The 25632-nt window shown below is 63.1% G+C and carries 24 protein-coding genes and 1 pseudogene; 17 read left to right on the top strand and 8 right to left on the bottom strand.

Going from position 1 to position 25632, the window contains the following annotated elements:
- From N4J17_RS11960 to N4J17_RS11980, 5 genes and pseudogenes are all read left to right on the top strand, one after another.
- Positions 1–390: a YkvA family protein gene (locus N4J17_RS11960; protein WP_198321436.1), complete on the top strand. Its 390-nt coding sequence runs from the start codon at positions 1–3 to the stop codon at positions 388–390.
- 220 nt (positions 391–610) lie between these two features.
- Positions 611–844, top strand: a pseudogene (locus N4J17_RS16615) (hypothetical protein); the annotation flags it as partial.
- A 304-nt stretch (positions 845–1148) separates the two neighbouring features.
- A complete protein-coding gene (locus N4J17_RS11970; RefSeq protein WP_198321437.1) occupies positions 1149–2033 on the top strand; it encodes a DEAD/DEAH box helicase family protein in 885 nt (294 codons plus the stop codon).
- A 161-nt stretch (positions 2034–2194) separates the two neighbouring features.
- On the top strand, positions 2195–2410 hold the full coding sequence (locus N4J17_RS11975) for a type II toxin-antitoxin system HicB family antitoxin (protein ID WP_198321439.1): 216 nt from the start codon (positions 2195–2197) through the stop codon (positions 2408–2410).
- On the top strand, positions 2407–2595 hold the full coding sequence (locus tag N4J17_RS11980; protein WP_198321440.1) for a type II toxin-antitoxin system HicA family toxin: 189 nt from the start codon (positions 2407–2409) through the stop codon (positions 2593–2595). Before N4J17_RS11975 ends, N4J17_RS11980 begins: the two co-directional genes overlap by 4 nt.
- A gap of 345 nt (positions 2596–2940) precedes the next feature.
- Here N4J17_RS11980 and sufT read toward each other — a convergent pair whose 3' ends face one another.
- Genes sufT through N4J17_RS12000 form a run of 4 tightly spaced genes read right to left on the bottom strand, consistent with a single transcriptional unit; the run spans position 2941 to position 6283 of the window.
- Complete coding sequence (gene sufT, locus N4J17_RS11985; RefSeq protein WP_198321441.1) at positions 2941–3489, bottom strand: putative Fe-S cluster assembly protein SufT; 549 nt, start codon at positions 3487–3489, stop codon at positions 2941–2943.
- Positions 3476–4243 (bottom strand): SDR family NAD(P)-dependent oxidoreductase, encoded by a 768-nt coding sequence (locus N4J17_RS11990; protein WP_198321442.1) that lies wholly within the window; start codon positions 4241–4243, stop codon positions 3476–3478. Before N4J17_RS11990 ends, sufT begins: the two co-directional genes overlap by 14 nt.
- Positions 4240–4953, bottom strand: a complete 714-nt coding sequence (gene ubiG, locus N4J17_RS11995; protein ID WP_198321443.1) for a bifunctional 2-polyprenyl-6-hydroxyphenol methylase/3-demethylubiquinol 3-O-methyltransferase UbiG — start codon at positions 4951–4953, stop codon at positions 4240–4242. Before ubiG ends, N4J17_RS11990 begins: the two co-directional genes overlap by 4 nt.
- A gap of 13 nt (positions 4954–4966) precedes the next feature.
- Positions 4967–6283: a TRZ/ATZ family hydrolase gene (locus N4J17_RS12000; protein WP_198321444.1), complete on the bottom strand. Its 1317-nt coding sequence runs from the start codon at positions 6281–6283 to the stop codon at positions 4967–4969.
- Between the two features lie 138 nt (positions 6284–6421).
- Between N4J17_RS12000 and N4J17_RS12005 the strand changes: the two genes are divergently transcribed.
- Genes N4J17_RS12005 through murI form a run of 3 tightly spaced genes read left to right on the top strand, consistent with a single transcriptional unit; the run spans position 6422 to position 9522 of the window.
- Positions 6422–7597 carry a pyridoxal phosphate-dependent aminotransferase gene (locus tag N4J17_RS12005; protein WP_198321445.1) on the top strand — a complete coding sequence of 392 codons (1176 nt, stop codon included), beginning with the start codon at positions 6422–6424 and terminating at the stop codon, positions 7595–7597.
- A 42-nt stretch (positions 7598–7639) separates the two neighbouring features.
- Positions 7640–8686 (top strand): AI-2E family transporter, encoded by a 1047-nt coding sequence (locus tag N4J17_RS12010; RefSeq protein ID WP_338457604.1) that lies wholly within the window; start codon positions 7640–7642, stop codon positions 8684–8686.
- A 20-nt stretch (positions 8687–8706) separates the two neighbouring features.
- Positions 8707–9522: a glutamate racemase gene (gene murI, locus N4J17_RS12015; RefSeq protein WP_198321447.1), complete on the top strand. Its 816-nt coding sequence runs from the start codon at positions 8707–8709 to the stop codon at positions 9520–9522.
- Positions 9523–9548: 26 nt separating this feature from the next.
- On the opposite strand, the gene N4J17_RS12020 is transcribed toward murI, so the two are convergent.
- Positions 9549–11003 (bottom strand): TolC family outer membrane protein, encoded by a 1455-nt coding sequence (locus N4J17_RS12020; RefSeq protein ID WP_232470155.1) that lies wholly within the window; start codon positions 11001–11003, stop codon positions 9549–9551.
- A 161-nt stretch (positions 11004–11164) separates the two neighbouring features.
- On the opposite strand from N4J17_RS12020, the gene N4J17_RS12025 reads away from it, so the two are divergent.
- The 9 genes from N4J17_RS12025 (at position 11165) to dnaE (ending at position 22457) form a co-directional block, all read left to right on the top strand.
- A complete protein-coding gene (locus N4J17_RS12025; RefSeq protein WP_277458281.1) occupies positions 11165–12466 on the top strand; it encodes an ABC transporter substrate-binding protein in 1302 nt (433 codons plus the stop codon).
- The gene (locus N4J17_RS12030) at positions 12432–13421 is read left to right on the top strand and encodes a YVTN family beta-propeller repeat protein (RefSeq protein ID WP_198321448.1); all 990 of its coding nucleotides are present in this window, start codon (positions 12432–12434) and stop codon (positions 13419–13421) included. The genes N4J17_RS12025 and N4J17_RS12030 overlap by 35 nt, the downstream gene beginning before the upstream one ends.
- Positions 13418–14161 carry an ABC transporter ATP-binding protein gene (locus tag N4J17_RS12035; protein WP_198321449.1) on the top strand — a complete coding sequence of 248 codons (744 nt, stop codon included), beginning with the start codon at positions 13418–13420 and terminating at the stop codon, positions 14159–14161. The genes N4J17_RS12030 and N4J17_RS12035 overlap by 4 nt, the downstream gene beginning before the upstream one ends.
- Entirely contained in the window at positions 14158–14961 is an 804-nt protein-coding gene (locus N4J17_RS12040; protein ID WP_232470156.1) for an ABC transporter permease, read from the top strand. The genes N4J17_RS12035 and N4J17_RS12040 overlap by 4 nt, the downstream gene beginning before the upstream one ends.
- A 5-nt stretch (positions 14962–14966) precedes the next feature.
- Complete coding sequence (rfbB, locus tag N4J17_RS12045; RefSeq protein ID WP_198321450.1) at positions 14967–16040, top strand: dTDP-glucose 4,6-dehydratase; 1074 nt, start codon at positions 14967–14969, stop codon at positions 16038–16040.
- Positions 16037–16924 (top strand): glucose-1-phosphate thymidylyltransferase RfbA, encoded by an 888-nt coding sequence (gene rfbA, locus N4J17_RS12050; RefSeq protein WP_232470158.1) that lies wholly within the window; start codon positions 16037–16039, stop codon positions 16922–16924. Before rfbB ends, rfbA begins: the two co-directional genes overlap by 4 nt.
- Positions 16921–17478: a dTDP-4-dehydrorhamnose 3,5-epimerase gene (rfbC, locus tag N4J17_RS12055; protein WP_198321451.1), complete on the top strand. Its 558-nt coding sequence runs from the start codon at positions 16921–16923 to the stop codon at positions 17476–17478. Before rfbA ends, rfbC begins: the two co-directional genes overlap by 4 nt.
- Positions 17475–18380: a dTDP-4-dehydrorhamnose reductase gene (rfbD, locus tag N4J17_RS12060; RefSeq protein WP_198321452.1), complete on the top strand. Its 906-nt coding sequence runs from the start codon at positions 17475–17477 to the stop codon at positions 18378–18380. The genes rfbC and rfbD overlap by 4 nt, the downstream gene beginning before the upstream one ends.
- Before the next feature lie 579 nt (positions 18381–18959).
- Complete coding sequence (gene dnaE, locus N4J17_RS12065) at positions 18960–22457, top strand: DNA polymerase III subunit alpha (RefSeq protein ID WP_198321453.1); 3498 nt, start codon at positions 18960–18962, stop codon at positions 22455–22457.
- Between the two features lie 668 nt (positions 22458–23125).
- Here the strand turns inward: dnaE and N4J17_RS12070 are convergent.
- From N4J17_RS12070 to N4J17_RS12080, 3 genes are all read right to left on the bottom strand, one after another.
- Entirely contained in the window at positions 23126–23350 is a 225-nt protein-coding gene (locus N4J17_RS12070) for a hypothetical protein (protein WP_232470159.1), read from the bottom strand.
- Positions 23351–23827: 477 nt separating this feature from the next.
- Positions 23828–24199, bottom strand: a complete 372-nt coding sequence (locus tag N4J17_RS12075) for an N-acetylmuramoyl-L-alanine amidase (protein ID WP_232470160.1) — start codon at positions 24197–24199, stop codon at positions 23828–23830.
- Between the two features lie 11 nt (positions 24200–24210).
- Positions 24211–25464, bottom strand: a complete 1254-nt coding sequence (locus N4J17_RS12080) for a hypothetical protein (RefSeq protein ID WP_198321454.1) — start codon at positions 25462–25464, stop codon at positions 24211–24213.
- Between the last annotated feature and the right edge of the window lie 168 nt (positions 25465–25632).

The raw sequence follows: 25632 nt of genomic DNA on the forward strand, positions 1-25632 counted from the left end.
ATGTTGGCCAGTCTCAAATCCCGGGCCCGCCACCTCAAGGCGGAAACCTTCGCGCTCTATCTGGCCGCGCGCCATCCGGCGACTCCGTGGTACGCGAAGCTGCTGGTCGCAGGCGTCGTGGCCTATGCCTTCAGCCCGATCGATCTGATCCCGGACTTCGTACCCATCCTCGGCTATCTGGACGACCTGGTGCTGATCCCCTTAGGCATCCTGCTTGCCCTCAGGCTCATACCGCCGCCGGTGCTGGCGGAATGCCGGGCCAAGGCGGCGGAAATGGCGGTGAATGGCCGGCCGGTGAGCCGCGCCGCCGGCTTCGTGGTCGTCGGCATCTGGCTGGTGCTTGTCGTGCTGGGGTTGCTGTGGGTTCAAATACGCCGCCCCGTACAATAAATTTGTCATCAAAAAAATTATATTCCATGTCGATTGGGCTGCAGAAGTATGGAGTTGGCTAGCTGGCACACCAAATGCTTATAACCCGGCATCCGTAAGAAATCTTGCGCAATATATATGGGGAACTGACCTGAACACCCAATCCAAGGAAACCGACGCCCGCATCCTGATCGATGATCAGTTGCGCGCTGCCGGCTGGAATCCGGCCGACAAGTCGCCCGTGCTGACCGAAGTCAGTGTTTCCGGCGGCCACCACGTCGCAGAGCCGGCTGCGCAATCGACCGTCCTCAACACTGCGGATGGCGACACGATTCCCACCGGTCGGGCGGATTACGTACTGCTCGATCAGCGCGGCCGTCCGCTGGCCATCATCGAGGCCAAGAAACAGACCATTCAGCCTTACACCGCCAAGCAACAGGCCCTGCCTTACGCCAAGCAGATCGGTGCGCCGTTCATCTTCCTTACCAATGGCGAACTGATCTATTTCTGGGACTATCAGAACGACGACGCACGCATCGTCAATTCGTTTTTCTCCCGCCGCGACCTGGAGCAACTGGTGCACATGCGCGCCGAGCGCAAGCCCCTGGCCACGGTGCCAATCCCCGACACTTATCTGCGCCAAGGCGAAACCCGCACGCTGCGTCCCTACCAGAAAGAGGCGATGCAGGCACTCGACCGCACGGTCGAACTCGGCAAGCGCCGCTTCTTGATCGAACCCCCCCACCGGTTGCGGCAAGACCGAGCTGATCGCCCTTTACTTGAAGCGGCTGGTGCAGGCCGGGCAGGCCGAGCGCATCCTTTTCCTGGTAGACCGCGATCAACTCGCCAAGCAGGCCATCGAAGCCATCCAGGATTTGCTGCCAAGCTATTCCAGCTATTGGCTCAAGCCCGGCATCGTGCGGCAGGAAAAGCAGATCACCGTCTGCCTGCTACAGACCATGATCGGCCGCTATCAGGAATGCACCAGCGGATATTTCGATGTCGTCGTGGCCGACGAGTGTCACCGCTCCATCTACGGCGCCTGGCAGACCGCGCTCACCCATTTCGACGCGCTGCACATTGGCCTGACGGCCACGCCGGCCATCTATATCGAGCGCAACACCTTCCAGTTCTATCGCTGCAAGGACGATACGCCCGACTTGGAGCCACTGGCGCTTCAAGAGCGGCACGGAGCTGCGCGACTTCATCCGCGCGACGAGGTTTTCCCCTACATGGCTTCGCTCGCCAAGGATGAGCCGGAGTGGCCGAGTACTTCCGCGATGCCGTGCTGGAAGATCGTCGATTCCAACGTGCTCAAGCAGGTCATCGACGAGCTCGACAGCTTCGAATTCCGCAAGCTCGGTCCGGATGTGAAGGGTGACATCTTCGAATGTTCAGAAAGCCCGCCTCCGACACCGCCAAGCGGGGTGGATAAGGTCTGGTTCTACGAGGTCAGGAACGACGGCTACGACCCGGACAAGATCGCCGGCGGCGGCCGCGTCGAGACGCCGGAGAAGAACGACATTCCCGACCTGCTCACGCACTGGAAGGCCTACAAGGCCGGCGGCTTCGCCGCCCCGCTCGGACTGGAAGCCAACACCCTGCTGCCGCACGGTAGCGAGGAACCGACTTGCTGGTGGGTGAGCCGCGAAAAGCTTACCTGATGCCGGCTACAACCTGGGCGCCGGCCAGTGGAAGCCGCGCGTGGCGGAAAAGACCAGCGACGAAGACCCGCGCGCTGGTGGCCGAGGTGCTGGAGGATTACTGCAAGGTGGTGGCGGGATTGGAAAAATTGATGACTGAACTTGAATGAAGAGGTCGATGTATGAATCAGCAAACCTACACCGCTGTGGTCCAGCAAAGCGAAGGCTGGTGGATTGGCTGGATCGAGGAACTTCCCGGTGTCAACGCCCAGGAAACCACGTATGAAGCACTGCTCGACAGCCTGAGGGTTTGTCTGGCCGAATCCATCGAAATGAACCGCCAGGACGCCCTCGCCGCAGCCGGGCCGAATTACCGGGAAGAGGTCATTACCCTGTGAAGCGGCAAGAATTGCTGCGCTATTTGCGGCAGCAAGGCTGCGATCTGCTGCGCGAGGGCGGCCGCCATTCCTGGTGGTGGAATCCGGCCAACAAACGCCGCTCCGCCATTCCGCGCCATCATGAAATCCCCGAGCTTCTGGCCAACAAGATTTGCCAGGATTTGGGCGTGGAGAAGGTGAAATGAGCAACGGTCACGGCGGCGCGCCATCCGCTCGCGGACGGGCTTGGTGGCCCCAGGGGGGAACAGGCTGCGCCGCCGTGCCCGAAACAACGGACGCCGTGGATTTGTGGACAGCCGGCTGCGCCGATTCCCGCCTAACCGGCAAAGCGCGGTTCCCCATGGACAAGCCGTGGAAAACGCTGCGCGTTTCCCACCGCTTGCCCACAGGTCGGCGGCTGCCCACAAGCTCCACAGCGTATCATCAACTACTGGATTCATGATTCGGGAAGATACAAGGGTACAGCACGTTGCCGTTGGATTCCGCAGAAGATCAGCCGCTCATTTCTTTCAGGATGGGTTGCGGTATGCTCAAAGCATCCCGAGCTGCAGCTTCGCGGCTTCGGACATCATGTCGCGGCCCCAGGGCGGGTCGAACACGACGCTGACTTCGACGGCGGTCACGGCGGGGAGGTTCTTCACCAGGTATTCCACGTCGCTTTGCAGCACGGGTCCCATGCCGCAGCCGGGTGCGGTGAGGGTCATGACGATTTCCACCTTGAAGCCGCCGCTGCCGTCCGGGATGACGCGGCAGGCATAGACCAGTCCCAGGTCGACGATGTTGACCGGAATCTCTGGGTCGTACACGGTGCGCAGGACTTCCCATACGTTCTTTTCCACCGATTCGGCGTCCGCGTCGGGGCTGATGCCGGGCATGACGGGTGGTTCCTTGCCCAGCGCGTCGGCATCGGCGCCGGCGATCCGAGCCATGTAGCCGCGCTCGGTGGTGACCGTAAAGTTGCCGCCCAGGGACTGGAACAGGCTGACGACCTGGCCTTGCGGCAGCACACAAGGGGTGCCGTCGGGAATCTGGACCGCATTGACATCCCGCCGCAGGACGATGTCTTCACGTCCGTACATGCTGAATTTCCTCCTCGATGGCGGATGGGGTGACCGCAGCGGCAATCCGTTCGCCGTTGGCGTAGGGGCTGTCGCTGCGCATCAGGTCGACGAAACAAGGGGCAAGCGCCGCCGGTTCCAGGGCGGTTTCGGCGGGAAAGGCCTTGCGCCGCAGGCGGGTGCGGATCGCGCCGGGAGTCAACAGGTTGACCCTGAGCGTGCCGGCGCCGTCGTATTCATCCGCGAGAACCCGGGCGAAGGCTTCCAGCCCGGCCTTGGCGACGGCATAAGGTCCCCAATAGCTGCGCGGCCGCTCGGCTTCGCTGTCACTGACGAAGACCACGGCGGCGGCTTCCGAGCGCGTCAGCAGGGGCAACAGGGTCCGGGTCAGGCGGAACGCCCCGGTCAGGTTGACGTCGAGCGTATCGCGCCACTGGGCGTCGCCGACGTCGCGCAAAGGGCTCAGATAATCCATGTGCGCAGCGCAATGGATCAGCCCATGCAACGCCCCGAGTCGGGATTCGATCGAGCCGGCGATGGCCGACAATTCTTCGGGCGTGGCGGTGGCCAGGTCCAGCGGCGCCAGGAGCGGTTCGGGGCCACCCTGCCGGACGATGCGGTCGTAGGTGGCTTCCAGTCGGGCGAGGGTACGGCCCAGCAGGATCACCGTCGCGCCGGCGCCGGCGCAGGCTTCGGCGGCGACGGCGCCGAGATCGCCCCCGGCGCCGGTGATCACGACGGTGCGGCTTTGGAGTGCAGGGTTGGCAGCGCTCATCCGGCAGCGGCGGGTTTGCGGAACGCGGCCAGGTAATTGACGCCGAGTTCGGAAGTCAGGTGGAACTGACCGGTGATGGGGTTGTATCCGATGCCTTCCATGCCGGCGAGGTCCAGGCCGCAGTCGCGCGCCCAGCGGCTCAGCTCGGAGGGACGGATGAAGCTGCTGAAGTCATGGGTGCCGCGGGGGATCATGCGCAGCAGGTACTCTGCGCCGACGATGGCCAGGAGATAGGCCTTGAGGGTGCGGTTCAGGGTGGAAAAGAACACGGTCCCGCCGGGTTTGGCCAACCTTGCGCAGGCGGCGACCACCGACGCAGGATCCGGCACATGCTCCAACATTTCCATACATGTCACCACGTCGAATTCACCGGGCTGCGAGTCTGCCAGCGCTTCGGCGCTGATTTGCCGGTAGGCCACGGTCAGGCCGGATTCGCGGCCGTGCTCCTCCGCGGTGCTCAGCAAGTCTTCGCTGAGGTCGATTCCCAAGGCATCCGCGCCGGCCTTGGCCAGGGCTTCGGTGAGGATGCCGCCGCCGCACCCCACATCGACCGCCTTGCGGCCGGCAAGCGATGCGTGGGCCTGGATGAATTGCATCCTCAGGGGATTGACGGCGTGCAAGGTCTTCAGTTCGCCGTCCGGGTCCCACCAGCGGTGGGCGTGAGAGCCGAATTTTTCGATTTCGCCGATGTGGACGTTGTCGGTTGTCATGGGTCTCGACCGGTCAGGAATGATGGATCAGTTTATCGCGCCAGATCAGCGTCTTCTCGCGGATTCCCGTGGCGTCCAGCGTCAGCAGCTCGCGCTTTTTCAGCAGTTGACGCCCCGCCACCCAGACGTCGGTGACCTGCTGGCGGCCGGCGGCATAGACCAAGTCGGAAATCGGATTGTAGATGGGCAGAGACTCGATGTGCTCCAGGCCGATGGCGACCACGTCGGCGGCTTTGCCGATCGTCAGCGAGCCGGTTTCTGCCGCCAATCCTAAGGCCGCCGCGCCGTTCAGCGTCGCCATCCGCAGCGCCTGGTGGGCGGGGAGGGCAGCGGCGTCGTTCGCCACCGCCTTGGCCAGCAGTGCCGCGGTGCGGGTTTCACCGAGCAGGTCCAGGTCGTTGTTGCTGGCCGCCCCATCGGTGCCCAGGGCGACGTTGACGCCGGCCGCCAGCAGCTTGGCGGCGGGGCAGAAGCCGCTGGCCAGTTTCAGATTGGATTCGGGGCAGTGCACCACGCTGGCGCCGGCTTCGGCCAGGCGCGCAATCTCGCCGTCTTCCACTTGAGTCATATGGACGCCGATCAGATGTGGCCCGACCAGGCCGAGCTGGTCCAGCCGTTTGAGGGGGCGCATGCCGTACTGCTGTCCGCTCCGGTGGATTTCCTCGGCGCTCTCGTGGAGATGGATGTGGACCGGGCAGTCCAGTTCCTCCGACCAGGTACGGATCCGCGCCAGCGGTTCGTCACTCACGGTGTACGGGGCGTGCGGTGCGAACACCGTGGTGATCAGCGGTTCATGGCGGTAGTCGTCGCGCAGGGCCAATCCCTTGCGGAGATATTCGTCCGCGTCGGTGGCCCAGGCGGTGGGGAAGTCCACCACGATCATGCCAACCACCGCCCGCATGCCGGCGCGCGCCGCTTCACGCGCCACCACCTCGGGGAAGAAGTACATGTCGTTGAAGCAAGTGACACCTCCCCGGATCATCTCCGCCATGGCCAGCTGTACGCCGTCGCGGACGAAGGCTTCTCCGATCCATTTTTGCTCCAGCGGCCAGATGTGTTTCTGCAGCCATTGCATCAGCGGCAGGTCATCGGCGACGCCGCGCAGCAGCGTCATGGCGGCATGGGTGTGGGCATTGACCAGGCCGGGGATCAGGGCGTGATGCTCCAGCCGTTCGATCCGCCGCGGCTGGTATTTGACCAGCGCTTCGGCGGTGGGGAGGAGGTCGGCGATGCGGCCGCGGTCGATGGCCAGGGCATGGTGCTCGAGCGTCACCCCGTCGGGCTCGACCGGGATGATCCAGCGCGCGGTGATCAGAGTGTCGATAATCATCAAATAATTCTGACCATTTCGCTTGGCTTTGTCACGTCGTATTCCCGGCGGAAGATGACTCCGGCGGTTCGGAGGGCAAGCGTAAATGTTTCGCAGGACGCTAGAATAAAGGGATTTTTTCGGTTTGACGGTTTTTCCATGATGAGCAATCCCGTGAGCGGGCGGATGCGCGCGGTCCAGGCACCGATCATTCCGGTCATCGCCGCGATGATCCGCGAGCACCCCGGCGGCATTTCGATGGGGCAGGGCGTGGCCTGGTACGGGCCACCGCGGCGGGCGTTGGAGCGGATGCGGGAATTCGGCGAGCGGCCGGACCAGCACCGCTACGGCCCGGTGGAAGGGCTGCCGGAGTTGCGGGCGCTGATGGCCGAAAAACTCGAACGGGAGAACGGCATTTCCCTCGTCGGCCGGTCGGTGCTGGTGACGGCGGGCGCCAACATGGGATTTCTGAATGCGCTGTTTGCCATCGCCGATGCGGGTGATGAGATCATCCTGCCGAGTCCTTATTATTTCAACCAGGAAATGGCAGTCCGCATGCTGGGGTGCACGCCGGTCCCGGCACCAACCGACGACCGGTTCCAACTCGATCTGGACTGCCTGGAACGTGCCATCACGCCGCGTACCCGGGCCATCGTCACGATATCACCCAACAATCCGTCCGGTGCGGTCTATCCGGAAGCCGACTTGGCGGCGGTCAATGCGCTGTGCCGCGCGCGGGGGCTGTTCCACATCACCGACGAAACCTACGAGTGCTTCGTCTACGAAGGTGCGCGCCATTTCTCGCCGGCTTCCCTGCCCAATTCCGTTGCTCATACGATTTCCCTGTATTCTCTGTCGAAGGCCTACGGCTTCGCCGGCTGGCGCATCGGCTACATGCTCATCCCAAAAATGCTGGAGCCGGCCGTGCTCAAGGTACAGGACACCAACCTGATCTGCGCGCCCCTGGTTTGCCAGCACGCGGCGGTCGGAGCGATGGAAACCGGCTCGGCCTACTGTCGGGAAAAGCTGGCGACGACTGCGCGGGTGCGGCGCATCGTACTCGATGCGTTGTCTGGTCTGGGGGAGCGTTGCCATGTGGCGGACGCCCAAGGCGCGTTCTATGTCCTCATCCGTGTGGAAGGGGGCGGCGATGCCTTGACCCTGGCTGAACGGCTGATCCGCGAATTCGGCGTGGCGGTGATCCCCGGCACCGCCTTTGGCCTCGACGGCGGCTGTTACCTGCGGATCGCCTATGGCGCGCTCGGACCCACGACCGCGGAGGAAGGCATAGGCCGCCTGGTGCACGGCCTGCGGACGATTCTGGACAGCCGATAAGAACACATAAGAAACCTAATCACGATGACCTCTTCCCACTTTTTGACGATTATCAAACCGGCCGGCCTGGCGGTGTTGCTGCTCCTCGCGGCGGGCTTTTGGGTGCTGCATGGTTTCATCATGCCCATCGCCTGGGCTGCCGTGCTGGCTTTTGCCGTCTGGCCCTGGTACGAGCATTTGTACCAGAGGGCGCCTCGTTGGATGCGCAAGGGTTGGCTGCCGCTGGGCATGACCGTGCTGATGATGGTGTTGCTGATGGTTCCCGCGACCTTCGGCGTCGTGGTGCTCGGCCATGAGGTGCAGATGCTCCACCGCCTGCTGATCAAGGTGCAGAGTTCCGGCATCGGTGCGCCGGAGTGGCTGATTCAGTTGCCCTGGGTCGGCGGCTGGATAGAGGAAACCTGGAGCGAGACTTTCGGTAACCCGGAAACGATCAAGAATGCGCTCAACGCGATGGGGATGGGTACGGTGTTCACCTACACCCGTGATCTGGCGGCGCAGGTGTTGCACCGCTTCATGTCCGGCTTCATCACGCTGCTCGCGCTGTTTTTCATATTCCGCGACGGACACGGGCTGGGGCGGCAGATCCTCGACCGTTCCGTGAGGCTGTTCGGTTCCGCCGGTGCCCGCTATGCACGGCACGCCGTCACCGCGGTGCGGGGCACGGTCAACGGGATGCTGTTGGTCGGGATCGGCAAGGGAGTCGTGCTGGGCCTCGGCTACTGGGCGGCCGGTCTGAGCCAGCCGGTCCTGCTCGGCACCCTGACGGCAGTCATTGCGTTGGTGCCGTTCGCCGCCAAGCTCGTGTTTGGCGCCGCTTCGATCTATCTGATCGTGCAAGGGCATGTGATGGCAGGCATCGCACTGGCCGTCTACGGCTTCATCGTTACCCTCATCGCGGACAACTACGTGCGCCCGGCCCTGATCGGCGGTGCCGCCAACATTCCTTTCCTGCCCACCCTGCTGGGCATTTTCGGTGGCGTCGAGGCGATGGGGTTCGTCGGCTTGTTCATCGGACCCACCGTAATGGCCGTGCTCATTTCGCTGTGGCGCGACTGGAACGACGAGATGCGCCTGCCCCCGGCCTGATTGCGAAGAGTGTTCCGGACTTGACTGGCAACGACCATCCCATCGGCGTGTTCGATTCGGGTGTGGGCGGACTCTCCGTGCTGCGGGAGATACGCGCCGCGCTTCCCTGCGAGAACCTGCTGTATGTCGCTGATTCGGGCCATTTGCCCTATGGCAGCAAGCCCGCGGCATACATCGAACGGCGGGCGCTGGCGGTCGGACGGTTTCTGCTCGGCCGCGGCGCGAAAGCCATCGTCGTGGCCTGCAACACCGCGACGGCGGCGGCCATCGCGGTGTTGCGCGCGGAGTTCAGCGTCCCGGTCATCGGCATGGAGCCGGGCATCAAGCCCGCCGTTGCGTTGTCGAAATCGCGCGTCGTCGGTGTGCTGGCGACCGAGGGTACATTGAACAGCGCCAGGTTCCGCGAACTGGTCGGCCGTACCGGCCAAAGGGTGGAAGTGATCGCGCAGGCGTGCCCCGGCTGGGTGGAGCAGGTGGAGCGGGGAGAACTGACGAGTCCGGCGACGCGCGACCTCGTCCGCCGTTACACCGGGCCGGCGCTGGAACGCGGTGCCGATACCCTGGTGCTGGGCTGTACCCACTATCCTTTCCTGGCCGGTCTGATCGCCGAGATTGCTGGGCCCGAGGTGTGCATCGTCGAAACCGGTTCTGCGGTGGCGCGCCAGCTCCGGCGCCGTCTCGAAGCCGAGGGGCTGCTCACGCGGCGGACGTCGCCGGGTGCCGAAGCGTTCTGGAGCAGCGGTCCGGAGGAGGTAACGAGCCATGCCGTGGCGGTATTATGGCCAGGCTCACAGGGGGTGCAGCCGTTGCCGGCCGGTTTCGCCGCGGGGGGATAGAGCGTTTTGCGCCAGGTCGCGACACATTACCGAGGGCGGTTTGCCGGTGCAGGTCCGGGGCGCTTCGAGCAGGTTGCTTCCTCAGCCGGCGGTGCGGCCCGGCCGGGGCTTCGATTGCACTGGCGCGGCCCGGCCTTGTCCTTTGCCGATGCCGCGGCCTGAGCCTGCAGCCATCCGTTGATCCGGTCCAGGTCCTCGCGCTGCATCACGCTGGCGGCTTCCTTGAGCGCGACACTGTTGATGATGTAGTCGCGCAGAGCCAGGGCGAAGTCGCGTTTGTTCTGGTAATACTGGCGCTGTACGAACAGCACGTCCGTCATGGTCCGGGTGCCGACCTCCATGCCGGAGATGGCGGCCTCCAGCGCGCTTTCGGACGACTTGATCGCGGTTTTGAAGGCTTGGGCCTGGCCAATGGCGGAACGGATGGCCCGATAGGCGTTCTTCACTTTGGTGCGGACGGCGCGGCGTTCCTGGTCCAGCTGCTGGATGGCGGCTTCGAAACCGAAGCGCGCCTGCCGGACCCGGGAATTCACTCCGCCGCCCGCGAACAGCGGCACGTTGATCTGCATGCCCACGTCCTGCTGCTGGTAGCGATTGGGGCGGGGCGGCCGGTCGTTGTCGTAGAACTGAGTATCGGCGATCAGGTTGATCGAGGGATAGTGCCCGGCGAACTGCACCTCGATTTCCTGTTTGGCTCGGTCGGCCCGGTTGGTCGCGGCGATGATGGTCAGCGCATTCTGCTGGGCGGTGTCGTTCCAGCGCTCGATGTCGTCCGGCATTGGATCTTCCAACGGCACTTCGAGCTTCAGGGGTTCCAGGTCGCCGGGATCGTCACCCACGATCTGACGCAGATACTCCCGGGCGTTGTTCAGCTCGTTCTCGGCGATGATGACGCCTGCCCGCGCCCTGTCTGCTGCGGCCTGCGCTTCGTTCACATCGGTCACCGCTGACAGGCCAACCTCGAAGCGGGCATTGGCTTGCTCCAGCTCCCGGTTGATCGACTCCAGTTCGGCTCTGGCGAAGTCCAGCGAGGCTTCCTTGTACAGCACCTCGAAATAGGTCTGGGTCACCCGCAGCATCACGTTCTGCAGTTCCGCCGCGTAGAGGGCCTCGGCTTCGGCCACCGCATTGTCGGCCTGGGCCAGCCGCACCCACAAGTCGTGCTGGTAGATCGGCTGCACCAGCTGCACGATGCCGGTCGCCAGCCAGAAACCGACGTTCTTTTTGGCATTGAACGCCAGGATGGGCGAGTCACCGGTCTGGACTATCTGGCGGGTCAGGCCGGTGCTGGCCGATACCGTCGGCAGCAGCCGGGCCACGGCCTGCGGTTTGTTCTCGAGCGCCGCGTCGCGCTGGGCCTGGGCGGCATGCAGACGGGGATCGTATTGCAGCGCGAGATCGAATACGCCGAGCAGATCGACGGCAGGAGCGGGCGGAGCGGACAATGACAGAAACAAAGCGGCAAACGCGGGCTTATTCATGCAGCGTGAGCGAAGGAGATGGGAATGCGCGGCCAGTGACCGGGCGGTCTGGCTGTCGGGCCGCTACGACCTGCGTGTAATTTAGCGATTATCTATCATCTCGCCGCCTCATGGTGTGTTCCTTACAAATCCCATAGAATTCCACCCTCCCCGGTCTTGGGGTGTTGCTTCGCTTTGAAGTCAATCCGGCATTGAAACTTTTGATCCGCTTCAACCGCCTCGGAGTCAGTGCGGGTCGGGCCGCGCTCAGGTCCGGCATCGCCGCCTTGGCGCTGCTTCAGGCCGATGCGGTCGAGGCGGCCAAACGGGCTTCGCCTCACCCGCAGCAGACCCAGGCACCGGTGGCGGCGCCCCCGGCGGTGGAACGGTTAACCCTCGCCTATCTGGGCCAGCCAGCGGAAACGACCGTGGTTCCACCGTATTTCGACCCCGTGGTGACTGACCGCGGCATTCAAGGTGCAAGACTCGGGCTGGCGGATGACAACACCACCGGACGCTTCACCCGCCAGGAGTTCGCCATCGCCGAAGCCCTGCTCGCGCCGTCAGACGATCCGGAGGCGGCGTTCAAGCGGCTGGTCGCGGACGGCCGCCGTTTCATCCTGACCGATCTGAAGCCTGAAGTTCTGCGGCGACTGGCCGCTCTGCCTGAGGCGCATGACATCCTGCTGCTGGACGTTTCCAGTCGCGACGATGCCCTGCGTGGCGAGGCCTGCGCGTCCAACGTGCTGCATCTGCTGCCGAGCCGGGCCATGCGGGCGGACGCCTTGTCCCAGTATCTGGCGAAGAAGAAATGGACCCGATGGTTCCTGGCCGTGGGGCCGGCGCCGGAGGACCGCTTGTTTGCCGACGCGTTGCAGCGCTCGGCCAAGCGCTTCGGCATGAAGATCGTCGCGGAGAAGACCTGGGCGCACAGCTTCGACGACCGGAGGACGCCGGAATCGGAGGTGCCGGTGTTCACTCAGGGCAGCGATTACGACATCGTCCTCGTGGCCGATGAGGCCGGTTTGTTCGGAGACATTCTGTCATACCGGACCTGGCTGCCCCGACCCGTCGCCGGGACCCAGGGACTGACTGCCAGCGCCTGGCATCACACCCTGGAGGCATGGGGGGCGATCCAATTGCAAAACCGTTTCCGGCAGCAGGCGGGGCGGTGGATGACCGAGGCCGATTACGGCGCGTGGCTAGCGGTGCGGGCGATCGGCGAGGCTGCGACCCGGACCCGGTCGCTGGAGTTCGAGGCGATCCGGTCCTTCCTGCTGGGTGACGGCTTCGCGCTGGCCGGCTTCAAGGGCGTACCGCTGTCGTTCCGGCGCTGGGACGGCCAGTTGCGGCAGCCGGTACTGCTGGCACAGGAACGCTCCCTGGTCGCGGTGGCCCCATTGGAGGGGTTTGCCCATCCGAAGAATGAATTGGACAGTCTGGGTTATGATGAACCGGAGACTTCGTGCCGTGCCAAGCCATGACAGCCGCCTGATCGGCGCCGTCCTCGTCCTGCTCTGCGGCGTCGCGGCCGCGGATACCGTTTACGTCACCCTGGAGAAGGACGATGCCATCGCCGTCGTCGACGGCGCCACCGGCACCCGGACCAAGACGGCCAAGATCGGCAAGCGCCCGCGCGGAATCTCGCTGGCGAAGGACGGCAACAGTCTTTATGTTGCCGCCAGCGACAGCGATGCCATCCAGGTGATCGATGCCGGGACGCTGAACGTCATCGGGACGCTGCCTTCCGGCAAGGATCCGGAAACCTTCGCCATGGACCCGGACGGCCGGTTTCTGTACGTCTCCAACGAGGACGACAACCGGGTGACGGTGATCGACATCGCAGCCCGTAAGGCGGTCAAGGCGATCCCGGTGGGTGTCGAGCCGGAAGGCATCGCGGTCAGCCCGGACGGACGCTGGGTGGTGAGCACCAGCGAGACCACCAACATGGCGCACTGGATCGACCGGGCCGAACTGGAAGTCGTAGACAACACCCTCCTCGACCCCCGGCCCCGCGCCGCAGCCTTCACCGCCGATAGCCGGCAACTGTGGGTCAGTTCCGAGATCGCCGGGACGGTCACGGTGATCGATACGGAAACCCGCCAGCCTCTCAAGACGATTTCTTTCAAGATTGCCGGAGTGACGCCGGAGAAGGTCCAGCCGGTCGGCATCCGCATCGATCCCGACCGGAGCTACGCCTACGTGGCGCTGGGGCCGGCCAACCGCGTCGCGGTGGTCGACGCGCAGAAGCTGGAAGTGAAGGATTACCTGCTGGTCGGTCAGCGGGTGTGGAATCTGGAGTTTTCGCCGGACTTCAAGCGGCTGTATACGACCAACGGTCTGAGCAACGATGTTTCCATCATCGACCTGGCATCACACAAAGTGACCAAATCGGTGGCGGTGGGCTCCCACCCCTGGGGGGTTGCTGTCCGGCCATGAGTGTGGCGGTTCCAGTACTCGAGGTCGAACAGCTGTCGTTTGCCTACGGGCCGCGCAAGGCGCTGGACGAAGTGGGCTTCCGGGTCCAGCCGGGCGAGTGTGCGATCCTGCTTGGCCCGAACGGCGCGGGCAAGAGTACACTGTTCTCGCTGGTCACCCGGCTTTACGATGCGCCTGCCGGGCAGATCCGCATTGCCGGCCGTTCTTTGCGCGAGGACTCCTATGCCGCGCTGTCCCGGCTCGGCGTCGTGTTCCAGCAGCCAACCCTCGACCTGGATCTGAGCGTCGCCCAGAACCTGCGCTATCATGCCGCCCTGCATGGGCTCAGTCGCAAGGAGGCCGAACGCCGGATCGGCGAGGAACTGGAGCGGCAGGGCATGTACGGCCGGCGCGACGAGAAGGTCCGACAGCTCAACGGCGGCCACCGGCGGCGGGTGGAGATTGCCCGCGCTCTCCTGCACCGTCCCGTCCTGCTGCTGCTGGACGAGCCCAGTGTGGGGCTGGACGTGCCCAGCCGCAGGGCCCTGGTCGAATACATCCATGCGCTGTGCCGCTCCCGCGGTGTGGCTGTGCTGTGGGCGACCCATCTGATCGATGAGATCGGCGAGGATGACAGCCTCATCGTGCTGCACAAGGGGCGGGTCCGGGCACAGGGTACCGTGCGTGAGGTGCTGGCCGGGCAGGGGGTGGATACGGTGAGCGCGGCATTCCACCGGCTGACGGCGGAGGGTGAGGGATGAGGCCGATGCATTATCTGCGGGCGTTGCGCGGCATCGTCGCCCGCGAACTCTACCGCTTCGTCCAGCAGCGCGAACGTTTCGTTTCTGCCCTGGTGCGGCCTTTGGTCTGGCTGTTCGTCTTCGCCGCGGGTTTCCGTTCGACCTTGGGTCTGGCGATCACTCCGCCCTATGAGACCTATATTCTGTACGAGGTGTACATCACTCCGGGACTCCTCGGGATGATCCAATTATTCAACGGCATGCAGAGTTCGCTGTCGATGGTGTATGACCGTGAGATGGGCAGCATGCGAACCTTGCTGGTCAGCCCTCTGCCGCGCTGGTTTTTGCTGACGGCCAAGCTGGTCGCGGGCGTCGCGGTGTCGATCCTCCAGGTCTATGTGTTCTTAGGGATCGCCTGGGCCTACGGCATCGAGGCGCCGGTCCAGGGCTATCTGGCGGTGCTGCCGGCACTGCTGCTCTCCGGCGTGATGCTGGGGGCGCTCGGCCTGCTATTATCATCATTCATCCGCCAATTGGAGAATTTCGCCGGCGTGATGAATTTCGTAATATTCCCGATGTTTTTTATGTCCACGGCGCTGTACCCGCTCTGGAAGATCCAGGAGTCCAGCGAACTGCTGTATTGGCTGGCCCGCTGGAACCCTTTCTCGCAGGCAGTGGAACTGATCCGCTTCGCGCTGTACGGACGATTCAACGGGTTGGCATGTGGCTACACGGCCGCGGCCACGGCGCTGTTTCTCGCCGCGGCGATTGTTGGCTACAACCCTTCCAAAGGCATGATGCAGCGTAAAGGCGGCGCTTGAACCCAGTGAAAACTTTACTCGTTACCGGCGGAGCCGGATTCATCGGTGGCAATTTCGTTCTCAGGCAGATGCGGCGAGGCGGCGTCGGGGTCGTCAACCTGGATGCCCTGACCTACTCCGGCAATCTGCGCACCCTTGCCGAAGTCGAGGACAATCCCAACCACGACTTCGTGCTCGGCTCGATCGGCGACCGTGAACTGGTTGAATACCTGCTGGAACGCTATCAGCCCGATGCAATCGTCAATTTCGCCGCGGAGACCCATGTCGACCGTTCGATCGACGGCCCGGACGCTTTCGTCCACACCAACATCCTCGGCACTTTCGAACTGCTGGAAGCCGCGCGATGGTACTGGCGCCAGTTGGACGGCCAGCGTCGGAAGGCGTTCCGGTTCCTGCACGTCTCGACCGACGAGGTGTACGGCACACTGGGTCCGACCGGTAAGTTCACCGAGGAGACGCCGTACCGGCCCAACTCGCCGTATTCGGCGTCCAAGGCCGGTTCCGACCACCTGGTGCGGGCGTACTTCCATACTTACGGACTGCCGGTATTGACCACCAATTGCTCGAATAATTACGGGCCGTACCAGTTTCCGGAGAAGCTGATCCCCTTGATGATCGACCACGCGCTTCAGGGCCTGCCGCTGCCGGTCTACGGCTCAGGGACCAATGTCCGCGACTGGCTCTACGTGGAGGACCACTGCCGGGCGATCGAGACCGTGCTGGCCGGGGGCAGGCCAGGCGAGGTCTACAACGTCGGCGGCAACAATGAAAAGACCAACATCGAGGTGGTCAAGACGATTTGCGCTTTGCTCGATGAATTCCTGCCCGATTCGCCCCACCGACCGCACCGTCAGCTGATCCAGTTCGTGCAGGACCGGCCGGGCCACGACCTGCGCTACGCCATCGATGCCGGCAAGATCGGCCGGGAACTGGGCTGGCAGCCGGAGGAGACCTTCGAGACGGGCCTGCGCAAGACGGTGCGCTGGTATCTCGACAACCGCGACTGGGTGGAGTATGTCAAATCCGGTAACTACGGCGGCGAGCGTCTGGGTGTAGGTAGCGTCAAGGAGAAGGCATGAGCGGAATCCGTGGCATCATTCTGGCCGGCGGCTCCGGCACCCGGCTGTATCCCCTGACTCACGTGGTCAGCAAGCAACTGCTGCCGGTCTATGACAAGCCGATGATCTACTATCCTTTGTCGGTGCTGATGCTGGCCGGCATCCGCGACATCCTGGTCATTACGACGCCGCACGATGCGGCGCTGTTCCAAGCCTTGCTCGGTGATGGCGGGCAGTGGGGCATCAGCATCCGTTATGCGGCTCAGCCGAAGCCGGAAGGTCTTGCCCAGGCCTTTCTCATCGGCCGCCATTTCATCGACGGGCGGCGCAGCTGCCTGATCCTCGGCGACAATATTTTTTATGGCCACGATTTCCAGGCGTTCCTGGCCGGCGCCACGGCCCGTGAAGAAGGCGCCACGGTGTTCGGGTATTGGGTGCGCGATCCGGAGCGCTACGGTGTCGCCGAATTCGACCAGGCGGGCCGGGTGATCGGGGTCGAGGAAAAGCCCGCTCGCCCCAAGTCGAACTATGCCGTCACCGGGCTTTATTTCTACGATGCCCAGGTCGTGGACATGGCGGCCACGCTCAAACCCTCGGCACGGGGCGAACTGGAAATCACCGACATCAACCGGCTTTATCTGGAGCAGGGTCAGCTGCATATCCAAAAGATGGGGCGTGGGGTCGCCTGGCTGGACACCGGGACTCACGATTCACTCCTGCAGGCGTCCAATTTCATCCAGACCATCGAGGAGCGGCAGGGTCTCAAAATCTGTTGCCCGGAGGAAATCGCACTGAACAAGGGCTGGATCGGCGTGGAAGACGTCGCCCGACTGGCCGACAATCTGGGCAAGAGTGGCTACGGTGCCTATCTGCGCCGGCTGATCGAAGGAGGGATGCCGGTTTGAACGTCGAACAGACGAGTTTGCCTGGTGTGGTATTGATTTCGCCCAAAGTGTTCGGCGATGCCCGCGGCTATTTCAAGGAGACCTGGAGCCGGCGGCGCTACCAGGACGCCGGACTGCCCGGCGACTTCGTGCAGGACAATCTGTCCTATTCGCGCAAAGGCATCCTGCGCGGCCTGCATTTCCAGAATCCCCGCCCCCAAGGCAAGCTGGTGCAGGTACTGCAGGGCGAGGTGTTCGACGTGGCGGTGGACATCCGGCGCGGATCGCCGCACTTCGGCCATTGGTTCGGCGCCGTGCTGTCGGCGGAGAACCATCTGCAGATGTATGTGCCGGAAGGTTTCGCCCACGGTTTCTGTGTGCTGAGCGAGGCCGCCCTGTTTGCCTACAAGTGCACCGAGTATTACGAGCCTGCGGCCGATTGCTCGCTGCGCTGGGACGATCCAGACATCGGCATCGCCTGGCCGCTGGAGTCTGCCCCCGAACTCTCGGCCAAGGACAGGGACGCCCTGCTGCTCCGGGACTTCCCGCAGGACCGGCTGCCCGTCTATCCATGAAGATCCTCGTCATCGGCAGGGGCGGGCAACTGGCGTGGGAGCTACGGCGGACGCTCGCCTGTTTCGGCGAGGTCGTCGCGCTCGATCGCCGAACCGTGCCGGTCCTCGATTTGGCTGAACCGGGGGGTGTGGCTGCGGCGGTGCGGTCCGTCCGGCCCGATTTGATCGTCAATGCGGCGGCCTACACTGCGGTCGACCGGGCTGAACAGGAGACCGGATCGGCATGGCGGGTCAACGCCGAAGGCCCCGCCGTCCTGGCGGTCGAGGCGGCACGCCTGGGCGCGGGTTTGATCCACTACTCGACCGATTACGTCTTCCCCGGCGATGGCAGCGCGCCGTACCGCGAAGACCACCCGGTCGGTCCGCGGAACGTCTATGGCCGCAGCAAACTGGCCGGCGAAGCGGCTATCGTCGAATCCGGCGCCGCCCATCTCATCCTCCGCACTGCATGGGTCTACGGCCTACGCGGCCAGAACTTCTTGAGGACCATGCTGCGGCTCATGGCCGAGCGCGAGGTGGTACGGGTCATCGACGATCAGTTCGGCACTCCGACCTGGGTGCGGATGATCGCCGAGGCGACGGCGATTCTGGTCGCGCGTTCACTGCGTTCCGGCACAGCCGATCTGGCCGAGGCTGGCGGCATCTACCATCTCACTTGCCGCGGCCAGACCAGTTGGTACGGCTTCGCCTGCGCCATCCGGGAGCAGGCCGTGGCCGCCGGATTGCTTTCCGACACAGCGGCCCGGGTCGAGCCCATCCCGACTTCGGAATATCCCACGCCAGCCAAGCGGCCGGCATATTCGGTGCTGGATTTGAGCAAACTCGAGGCGCGCTTCGGCATCGTACCCCCCGTCTGGGACCAGGCGCTGGAGCTTTGTCTGGCTGATCTTGCCAGTCGGTGAGAACTGTCTTCAGGCGGTGTGCTTGGGCTGATCGGTAAGGAGGCGTTACGCGCGGTTTGATTGAATGTGGGTATCCGAACCCAGGTCGGGTTACTTTGCGAAACCCCTCCATGGGTTTCGCTCTGCGGGTCAGCCTTCGGCTGCCCGAATTCGCTCCCGGCGAATTTGTTTTTTGTACGGACAAAAGACCCGTTCGCTGGGAGCAAATGGGGCCGCACGGAGTGCGCCCGTAGGGTTTGCGGCAGGAAAGCCGCAAAACGAAGTACGCAAAGAAGAACCGCCCGGAGGCCGCGAAATCTTTTGTGCAATTACCAAAACCGTCCCTGGTTTTCGCCTAATGGGCCAGCCTTCGGCTGTTCAACTTTGCTCCCAGCAAAGGTGTCGCTTTCGGGGAGGGTCCATCGAAGGGGTTCCTGCCCCTCGATGGACGAGCCACATCCCTGCGGCTCCCGTTCGGGCTAGTCTCGCCGAAACCTGCGATGCTCGGTGCGAGCTAACGGGGAAGAGATCAAGAGCGGAAACGGCCTTGCTGCGCGCGGCCCGCGGCCTTTGAATATGAATTTGCAATAGCTGGCACTCATGGAGCCTAAGTTCGTCCATCTCAGGATTCACACCGAGTATTCCCTGGTCGACGGGGTGGTCCGGATCAAGCCGCTGGTCAAGCGGCTGACTGAACTCGGCATGCCGGCCGTGGCGGTCACCGACCAGTCCAATCTATTTGCGCTAGTCAAGTTCTACAAAGCGGCCATGGGCTCCGGTATCAAGCCGATCGCCGGGGCCGACGTCTGGGTGCAGAACCCGCAGGATGTGAGTGCCCCTCACCGGCTCACCCTGCTGGTCCAGAATCAGGAGGGATACCTCGCGCTGACCGAGCTGATTTCACGCAGCTACCAGGAAAACCAGCACCAAGGCGTTCCCATGCTGATGCCGGAATGGCTGGCGGATCGCAATACCGGCCTGATCGCGCTCTCGGGCGGCCGCGAAGGCGCCATCGGCCATGCCTTGATCGCCGGTAACGGGTCGGAAGCGACGCGGCTGGCCGAATACTGGGGAGGAACGTTCCGGGACCGTTTCTACCTGGAATTGTGCCGGACGGGGCGCCCGAACGAGGAGCGCTACATCGATGCAGCGGTGGACCTGGCCGCCCGCCTGGACTTGCCGGTGGTGGCCACCAACGACGTTCGCTTCCTGTCCGCCAAAGAGTTCGAGGCCCATGAGGCGAGGGTCTGTATCTACCAGGGACGGGTGCTGGACGACCCGCGCCGGCCACAGGACTACAGCGAGCAGCAGTATCTGCGCAGCGAGGAGGAGATGCTGGCGCTGTTCGCCGATTTGCCGGAGGCGCTGGAGAACAGCGTCGAGATCGCGCGCCGCTGCAACATCAGCCTGACTCTGGGCAAGAACTTCCTGCCGGATTTCCCGGTGCCGGCGGGCATGACGCCCGACGATTTTTTCTCGGAGCAGTCGCGCAAAGGCTTGAGGGAACGTCTGGCCGTGCGACCGCCTTCGGGAGCCGGAACTTTGGAAGAACGGACCAAACGTTATTGGGACCGGCTCGAACTGGAGCTGTCCGTGATCTGCCATATGGGCTTTCCAGGCTATTTCCTGATCGTCGCCGACTTCATCCAGTGGGCCAAGAGCCAGGGTATCCCGGTAGGACCGGGACGCGGCTCCGGTGCGGGCTCCCTGGTAGCCTATGCACTCAAGATCACCGATCTCGACCCGATCGAATTCGAGCTGCTGTTCGAGCGCTTCCTCAATCCCGAGCGCGTCTCCATGCCAGACTTCGACGTCGATTTCTGCATGGAGCGACGCGATGAAGTGATCGACTATGTCGCCCGCAAATATGGCCGCGACAAGGTGTCCCAGATCATCACTTACGGCAGCATGGCCGCCAAGGCCGTGGTGCGTGATGTCGGCCGGGTGCTGGGTCACCCCTACGGCTTCGTCGACCGTATCGCCAAGCTGATCCCGTTCGAGCTCGGTATCACCTTGAGCAAGGCGCTGGAGGACAGCGAAGATCTGCGCAAGCTGTACGAGGGAGACGAGGAGGTCAGGGCGCTCCTCGATCTGGCCCAGTCGCTCGAGGGCATCACCCGCAATCCGGGCAAACATGCCGGTGGGGTGGTGATTGCACCTTCGCGCCTGATCGATTTCAGTCCGCTGTACTGCGAGCCGGGCGGCGGGAACCTGGTGACCCAATTCGACAAAGACGACGTAGAGGCTGTCGGCCTGGTCAAATTCGACTTCCTGGGACTCCGGACTCTGACGATCATCGACTGGGCGCTGGCCGACATCAATGCCAAACGGCGGTCAGCTGGAGAGGAGCCGGTCGACATCAACCGGATTCCCTTGGACGATCCCACGACCTATGAGCTGCTGGGAAGGTGCGCGACCACCGCGGTGTTCCAGCTCGAATCGCGCGGCATGAAGGACCTGATCAAGCGCCTCAAGCCCGACTGCTTCGAGGACATCATCGCCCTGGTCGCGCTGTTTCGCCCCGGCCCGCTGCAGTCCGGCATGGTGGATGATTACATTAACGTCAAACACGGCCGGACCAAGGCGGAATATCCCCATCCGGTGCTGGAGCCCATCCTCAAACCGACCAACGGCGTCATCCTGTACCAGGAGCAGGTGATGCAGATCGCCCGCGATATGGCCGGCTATACCCTGGGCGGAGCCGACCTGTTGCGGCGCGCCATGGGCAAGAAGAAGCCGGAGGAGATGGCGAAGCAAAGGGAAATCTTTATTGCTGGTGCCACCCGCCAAGGCATAGATCAGAGCATCTCCTCCTACATTTTCGACTTGATGGAGAAGTTTGCCGGCTACGGGTTCAACAAATCGCATTCCGCTGCCTATGCCCTGGTGTCGTATCAGACCGCCTGGCTCAAGGCACACTATCCGGCCGAGTTTATGTCGGCGGTGCTGTCAGCCGACATGGACAATACCGACAAGGTCGTCGTGCTGATTGACGAATGCCGCGAGATGAAGCTGTCTATCTTGCCGCCCGACATCAATCTCTCTGAATACCGGTTTACCGTCCAGGGCAGGAGGGAAATCCTTTACGGCCTGGGTGCGGTCAAAGGCGTGGGTCAGACCGCGATCGAAGACATCCTGCAGGAGCGGAAGAACAACGGACCGTTCACCGACCTACTCGACCTGTGCCGACGCATCGACCTCCGCAAGGCCAATCGGCGGGTGTTGGAGGCGATGATTCGGGCGGGCGTGTTCGATTGTTTCGACCGGAATCGGGCCGCCCTGTTCGCTGCCCTGCCGGACGTGCTGAAGGCGGCGGAGCAGCAAGGAGTCATGAGCGCTGCCGGTCAGGATGACCTGTTCGGAGGCTTTACTGCGGAAAGCCCCTCGGCCTCCGGCACAAGCCGGGTGGTGGCGGAGGTCGAACCCTGGAGCGAAGCGGAACGGCTGGCTCAGGAAAAAGCCACGCTGGGTCTGTATCTCACCGGCCATCCGATCACGCCGCACGAACGCGAACTCGAGCAGATCATCACCAGCCGGCTCGGCCCTCTCATGGGAGAGGGCGAGGGCACCCGGGGGGAGACGCGGGTGGTCGTCGCTGGCCTTATCGTCGATATCCGTACCCGAGTGACCCGCAGCGGTCAGAAAATGGGCTTTCTGTCGCTGGACGACCGTACCGGCCGTATGGAACTGGCCGTCTATACGGAAACCTTCCAGCGCGACGGCCACCATCTTGCCAAGGACGGTCTCATCGTTGCCGAGGGGATCCTGGGATACGACGAATATGCCGGGCAGACCCGCATCACCGCGGAAAGAATATTGAGCATCGAGGAGGCGAGGGCGCATTTTGCCCGCTGTCTCCGGATCGAATGGCCCGCTGCGGAGGCCGACAGTGTTCCTTCTTCATTCCTGGGGGAATTCAGGACGCTGCTCGACCGGTTTGCGGGGGGGAATTGTCCTGTCCATGTTGCCTACCGGGGACGGGGTGCGCAGACCGTGCTCCGTCTTGCTGATCGCTGGCGGGTCCATCCCCGCGACGAGTTGCTGGGGAGCCTGAGGAAATGCATCGGCAGTTCCCGGGTCCAAGTGGTGTACCAGTAATCTGGCAGAGGGAAATCCTCAGGTCCTCAGCCGCCGGATCGCCTCTTTCCTGGTCACGAAGTACAGCTTATTGAATTATAAAGGTAAAGTTGGACGGTAAAGAGGTTGTTTCAAGTTTGTAAAAAAATCTAGACACCGGGAACTTTTCCGCTATACTTCTGCCCAGCCGTCAGGGATGGGGCCTCAGAGAGAGTCGTCAATGAGGAGGAGAGCCCTTCGGGGCAATCGATAATTACAACAATAACGCAACTACCGATGCGCTTCGCAGGTAAACTCGGCGATAGCGTTGAAACAACAACAATAACAAAAAACGCTAAAAAGCCCGCCCTTGGCGGGCTTTCTTATGTCCGCCAGGGAGGGAGAATGAGGCGACCCCAAAAAGCCGCCCAGGAGGAGGAGAACAAAAACCGCGCAATAACCATCACTGGTTGAACTGCACCGCATCGTCCTATTGAACTTAGATAAATTATACCGAATTCGATGCGCATTAGTATCAGAGTTTCTTATGACGTCCATGCTTGACGTTTATTATCGGTAAACAAAGGGGTATTCATCGCCCGTTCTGTATCGCAGGAAGCGCAAACCAAGGTTCGGGCATTCTATGGCGTGTTCGAGATCAAGAGCCATCAGCCCGTGAGTACCGTCCGAATGCTGGACGGAGTCCCGGTCTATCCCCACTCCTCCCTGTCGACGGCTGCGTCCGACAATCTGTCCGTCTGAAGAAAGCCATCGCGCCTGGCCTGCACACCTTGTTTGAATCTGTCCGGCATGCGCTCCACGCTTTCATCGGCTATGGCTTCCAGAAGGTCCATTTCGGCCATGTCCTCGCTGGGGGCCGCCAGATAGCGCTTTTTCAGGCCGCCGTCACCGAACTGGTTGGTGATGGCCAGCATGAGGGCGATGCCGCGTTCCGGGTGGAGGTCCGATGCGTAGTTCTTTATCTTTCCAAGAAACTGGCGGAGCGCGCCTGCGGCGGTTTGGACCTGGGCCCGTTGAAAGGGCAGGTGAAGGGCAGATTTTTCGAAGCGGCCGGTCCAGGGAGCGCGGATGAGATTGAATGCTGGGTCGAGCGCGATACCCGTTCGGGCGTCAACACCGCCGTTGGGTCTGTTCGTGCAGGCGATGAGACCGTCGGCGATGCGGACGCGGGCGGTGGGTGCGTCTTCGCGCGGGTTGGCCGCACCGAGGAGTCGTATGACGTGTTATTCCAGACTCGTGACGAGTGGCGCAGTAGCGGGCGCCGGCGGGGCCGGGTGGGATCCGATCCGTTTCAGCAGTTCCGCGCGGTCGAACCCGTGGCCGGTACAGTCACGCGCAGCCCGTATCTCGGCATGCAGCACGATGTGTTCCGCGTCTGGCGGGAAGCTCCACTATGCCGCTTTCTCCCATATCAGTTCCGCCGTGGCGTCGTATATTTCCTCGGACCAGTTTTCGTCCGGGCCGACGGCGGTTGCGACGCCTATCGTCATGAGGTTGGGATTGAACCCACGGCGATACAGCACCCAAGCGGGGTTGATGACCAGGCCGGCATGATAGGCCGTGTCCGCTTCGTCGGCGTGCTGATGGATCCGGCCGCCAGCAGCCACGAGGTAGTGACAGGATTCGCTGGACCTGGGATTGGCGAACAGAACCTGGGCGGTTTCCATGCCTGAGTAGCCATGGATGACAACGGCCAGAGGTTTATTGCCACGCCAGCTGTGGGTGAAGTTATCGACGCGGCAGCCGATCCATTGTTTGAGCATGGCAGGCTCTCCTATCCCAATATGCCGCGCTCGCCGGTGAGCGGCGGTACGGCCGGCGTATTGCCAGCCGACTGGTCGGCAGATGCCTGAGGGCTCTGCCGCTCGCGCCGCTGCTCGTCATCCTTTACCGCCAGGACGCCGCGAAGCTTGAGCAGATTCTGCAGCGCGGCGTACCAGAAAGGCGCGCCGAGGCTGAGGAGAAACACCGAGAGAATCATGCCGATCGGATTGACCTCACCCCATCGCTCCAGCCATCCCTTGCTGCTGCCGAGGACGTTGATGAGACCGAGGTCTTGCAGATGTTCCAGGTCGGTTCTGACATCGACCCATCCGCCATTGCTGAGTGGAATGGGAACCGGGGACGGTACCGCCGCCACGCCTGCCAGTGCGCTCAGAGCGGCCGCCGGTTTGCCTTTGGGTGCCTCCGGCCGGTCGGGAACGGCTGTCGTGCCGTCTGGGCCTTTCGTGTGCAGAGGGGCACTGCCGGAAGGAGGCGAGGGAATCTTCGATCGGGAGACCGCGCTGGCCTTTTCGGGACCGGCGGCATCATGTGGCCGCTGGTCAAGCTCGAAAGCCTTTTGGACCAGGGTGTTTCGCAGACCTTCGTCGACGGTCAGCCGGTTGATGATGTCGATGGTGTCGAGTTGAACCGCGACGACGATCACGGTCGAACAGGCTACGGTGATCAGCCGGGTGGTGGCGGTAAAACGTTCGGAAACCCGGTCGATGGTCTGATCGAACCAGCCGTTGATCTTGGCCACCAGACGGCTATTGGCCTCCTGCAACAGCGCCTTACTGTGGCGCACGTTGGTCGCGAGTTCCGGATGGCTCAACTCGAGCTGCAAGGCGCAGGCCCGGACGTTTTCGAGCGTGGCCGCCGGATCCTCGATACCGTTTTTTTCCAGCATCTTGGTGAGTATTTGCCGGGCGGAGTCGGACAGGCGGTTCCTGTCATCCCTCGGCGTCTGGCCGCTGGCGATGTCGAGCAGCAGCTTGGTGAATTCCTCGCGGTGTATCGTGGCGCCGAGTCGCTGTCCTACGTGGCTGATCATGGGGTGGGTAAGGAGGGCGCGGGAGACCTGCTCCGCCATTTCGCGGCTCAGACTGGGATCGATCTGCCGCAACAAATCGCCCAGCCCGCGTGCGAGATGTTTTCCCCGGGTGTTCGCCACATCGGTGATGAGCTGGGTCAGCACAGTCACCGCCATACTGGCGATGAGCATGACGACGGAAATCCCCAGCAATAGGTCGATGGTTTTCAGCATTGCCGAATCCTCCGATTGGCGAGAAACGCGGAGCCAGGCTGTGCGGTCCGGTGGAAAGGGCGGACCTTCCCTGTTCGAGGAACCGCTTGCCGAAATGGTGTTACCGCAGTTTAGCCGGAAATCCCTCCGCGGCGATATTCGTGATGCATTCCCGGCAGTCGAAGCCGG

This window comes from Methylococcus capsulatus, from assembly GCF_036864975.1.
Classification (GTDB): Bacteria; Pseudomonadota; Gammaproteobacteria; order Methylococcales; family Methylococcaceae; genus Methylococcus.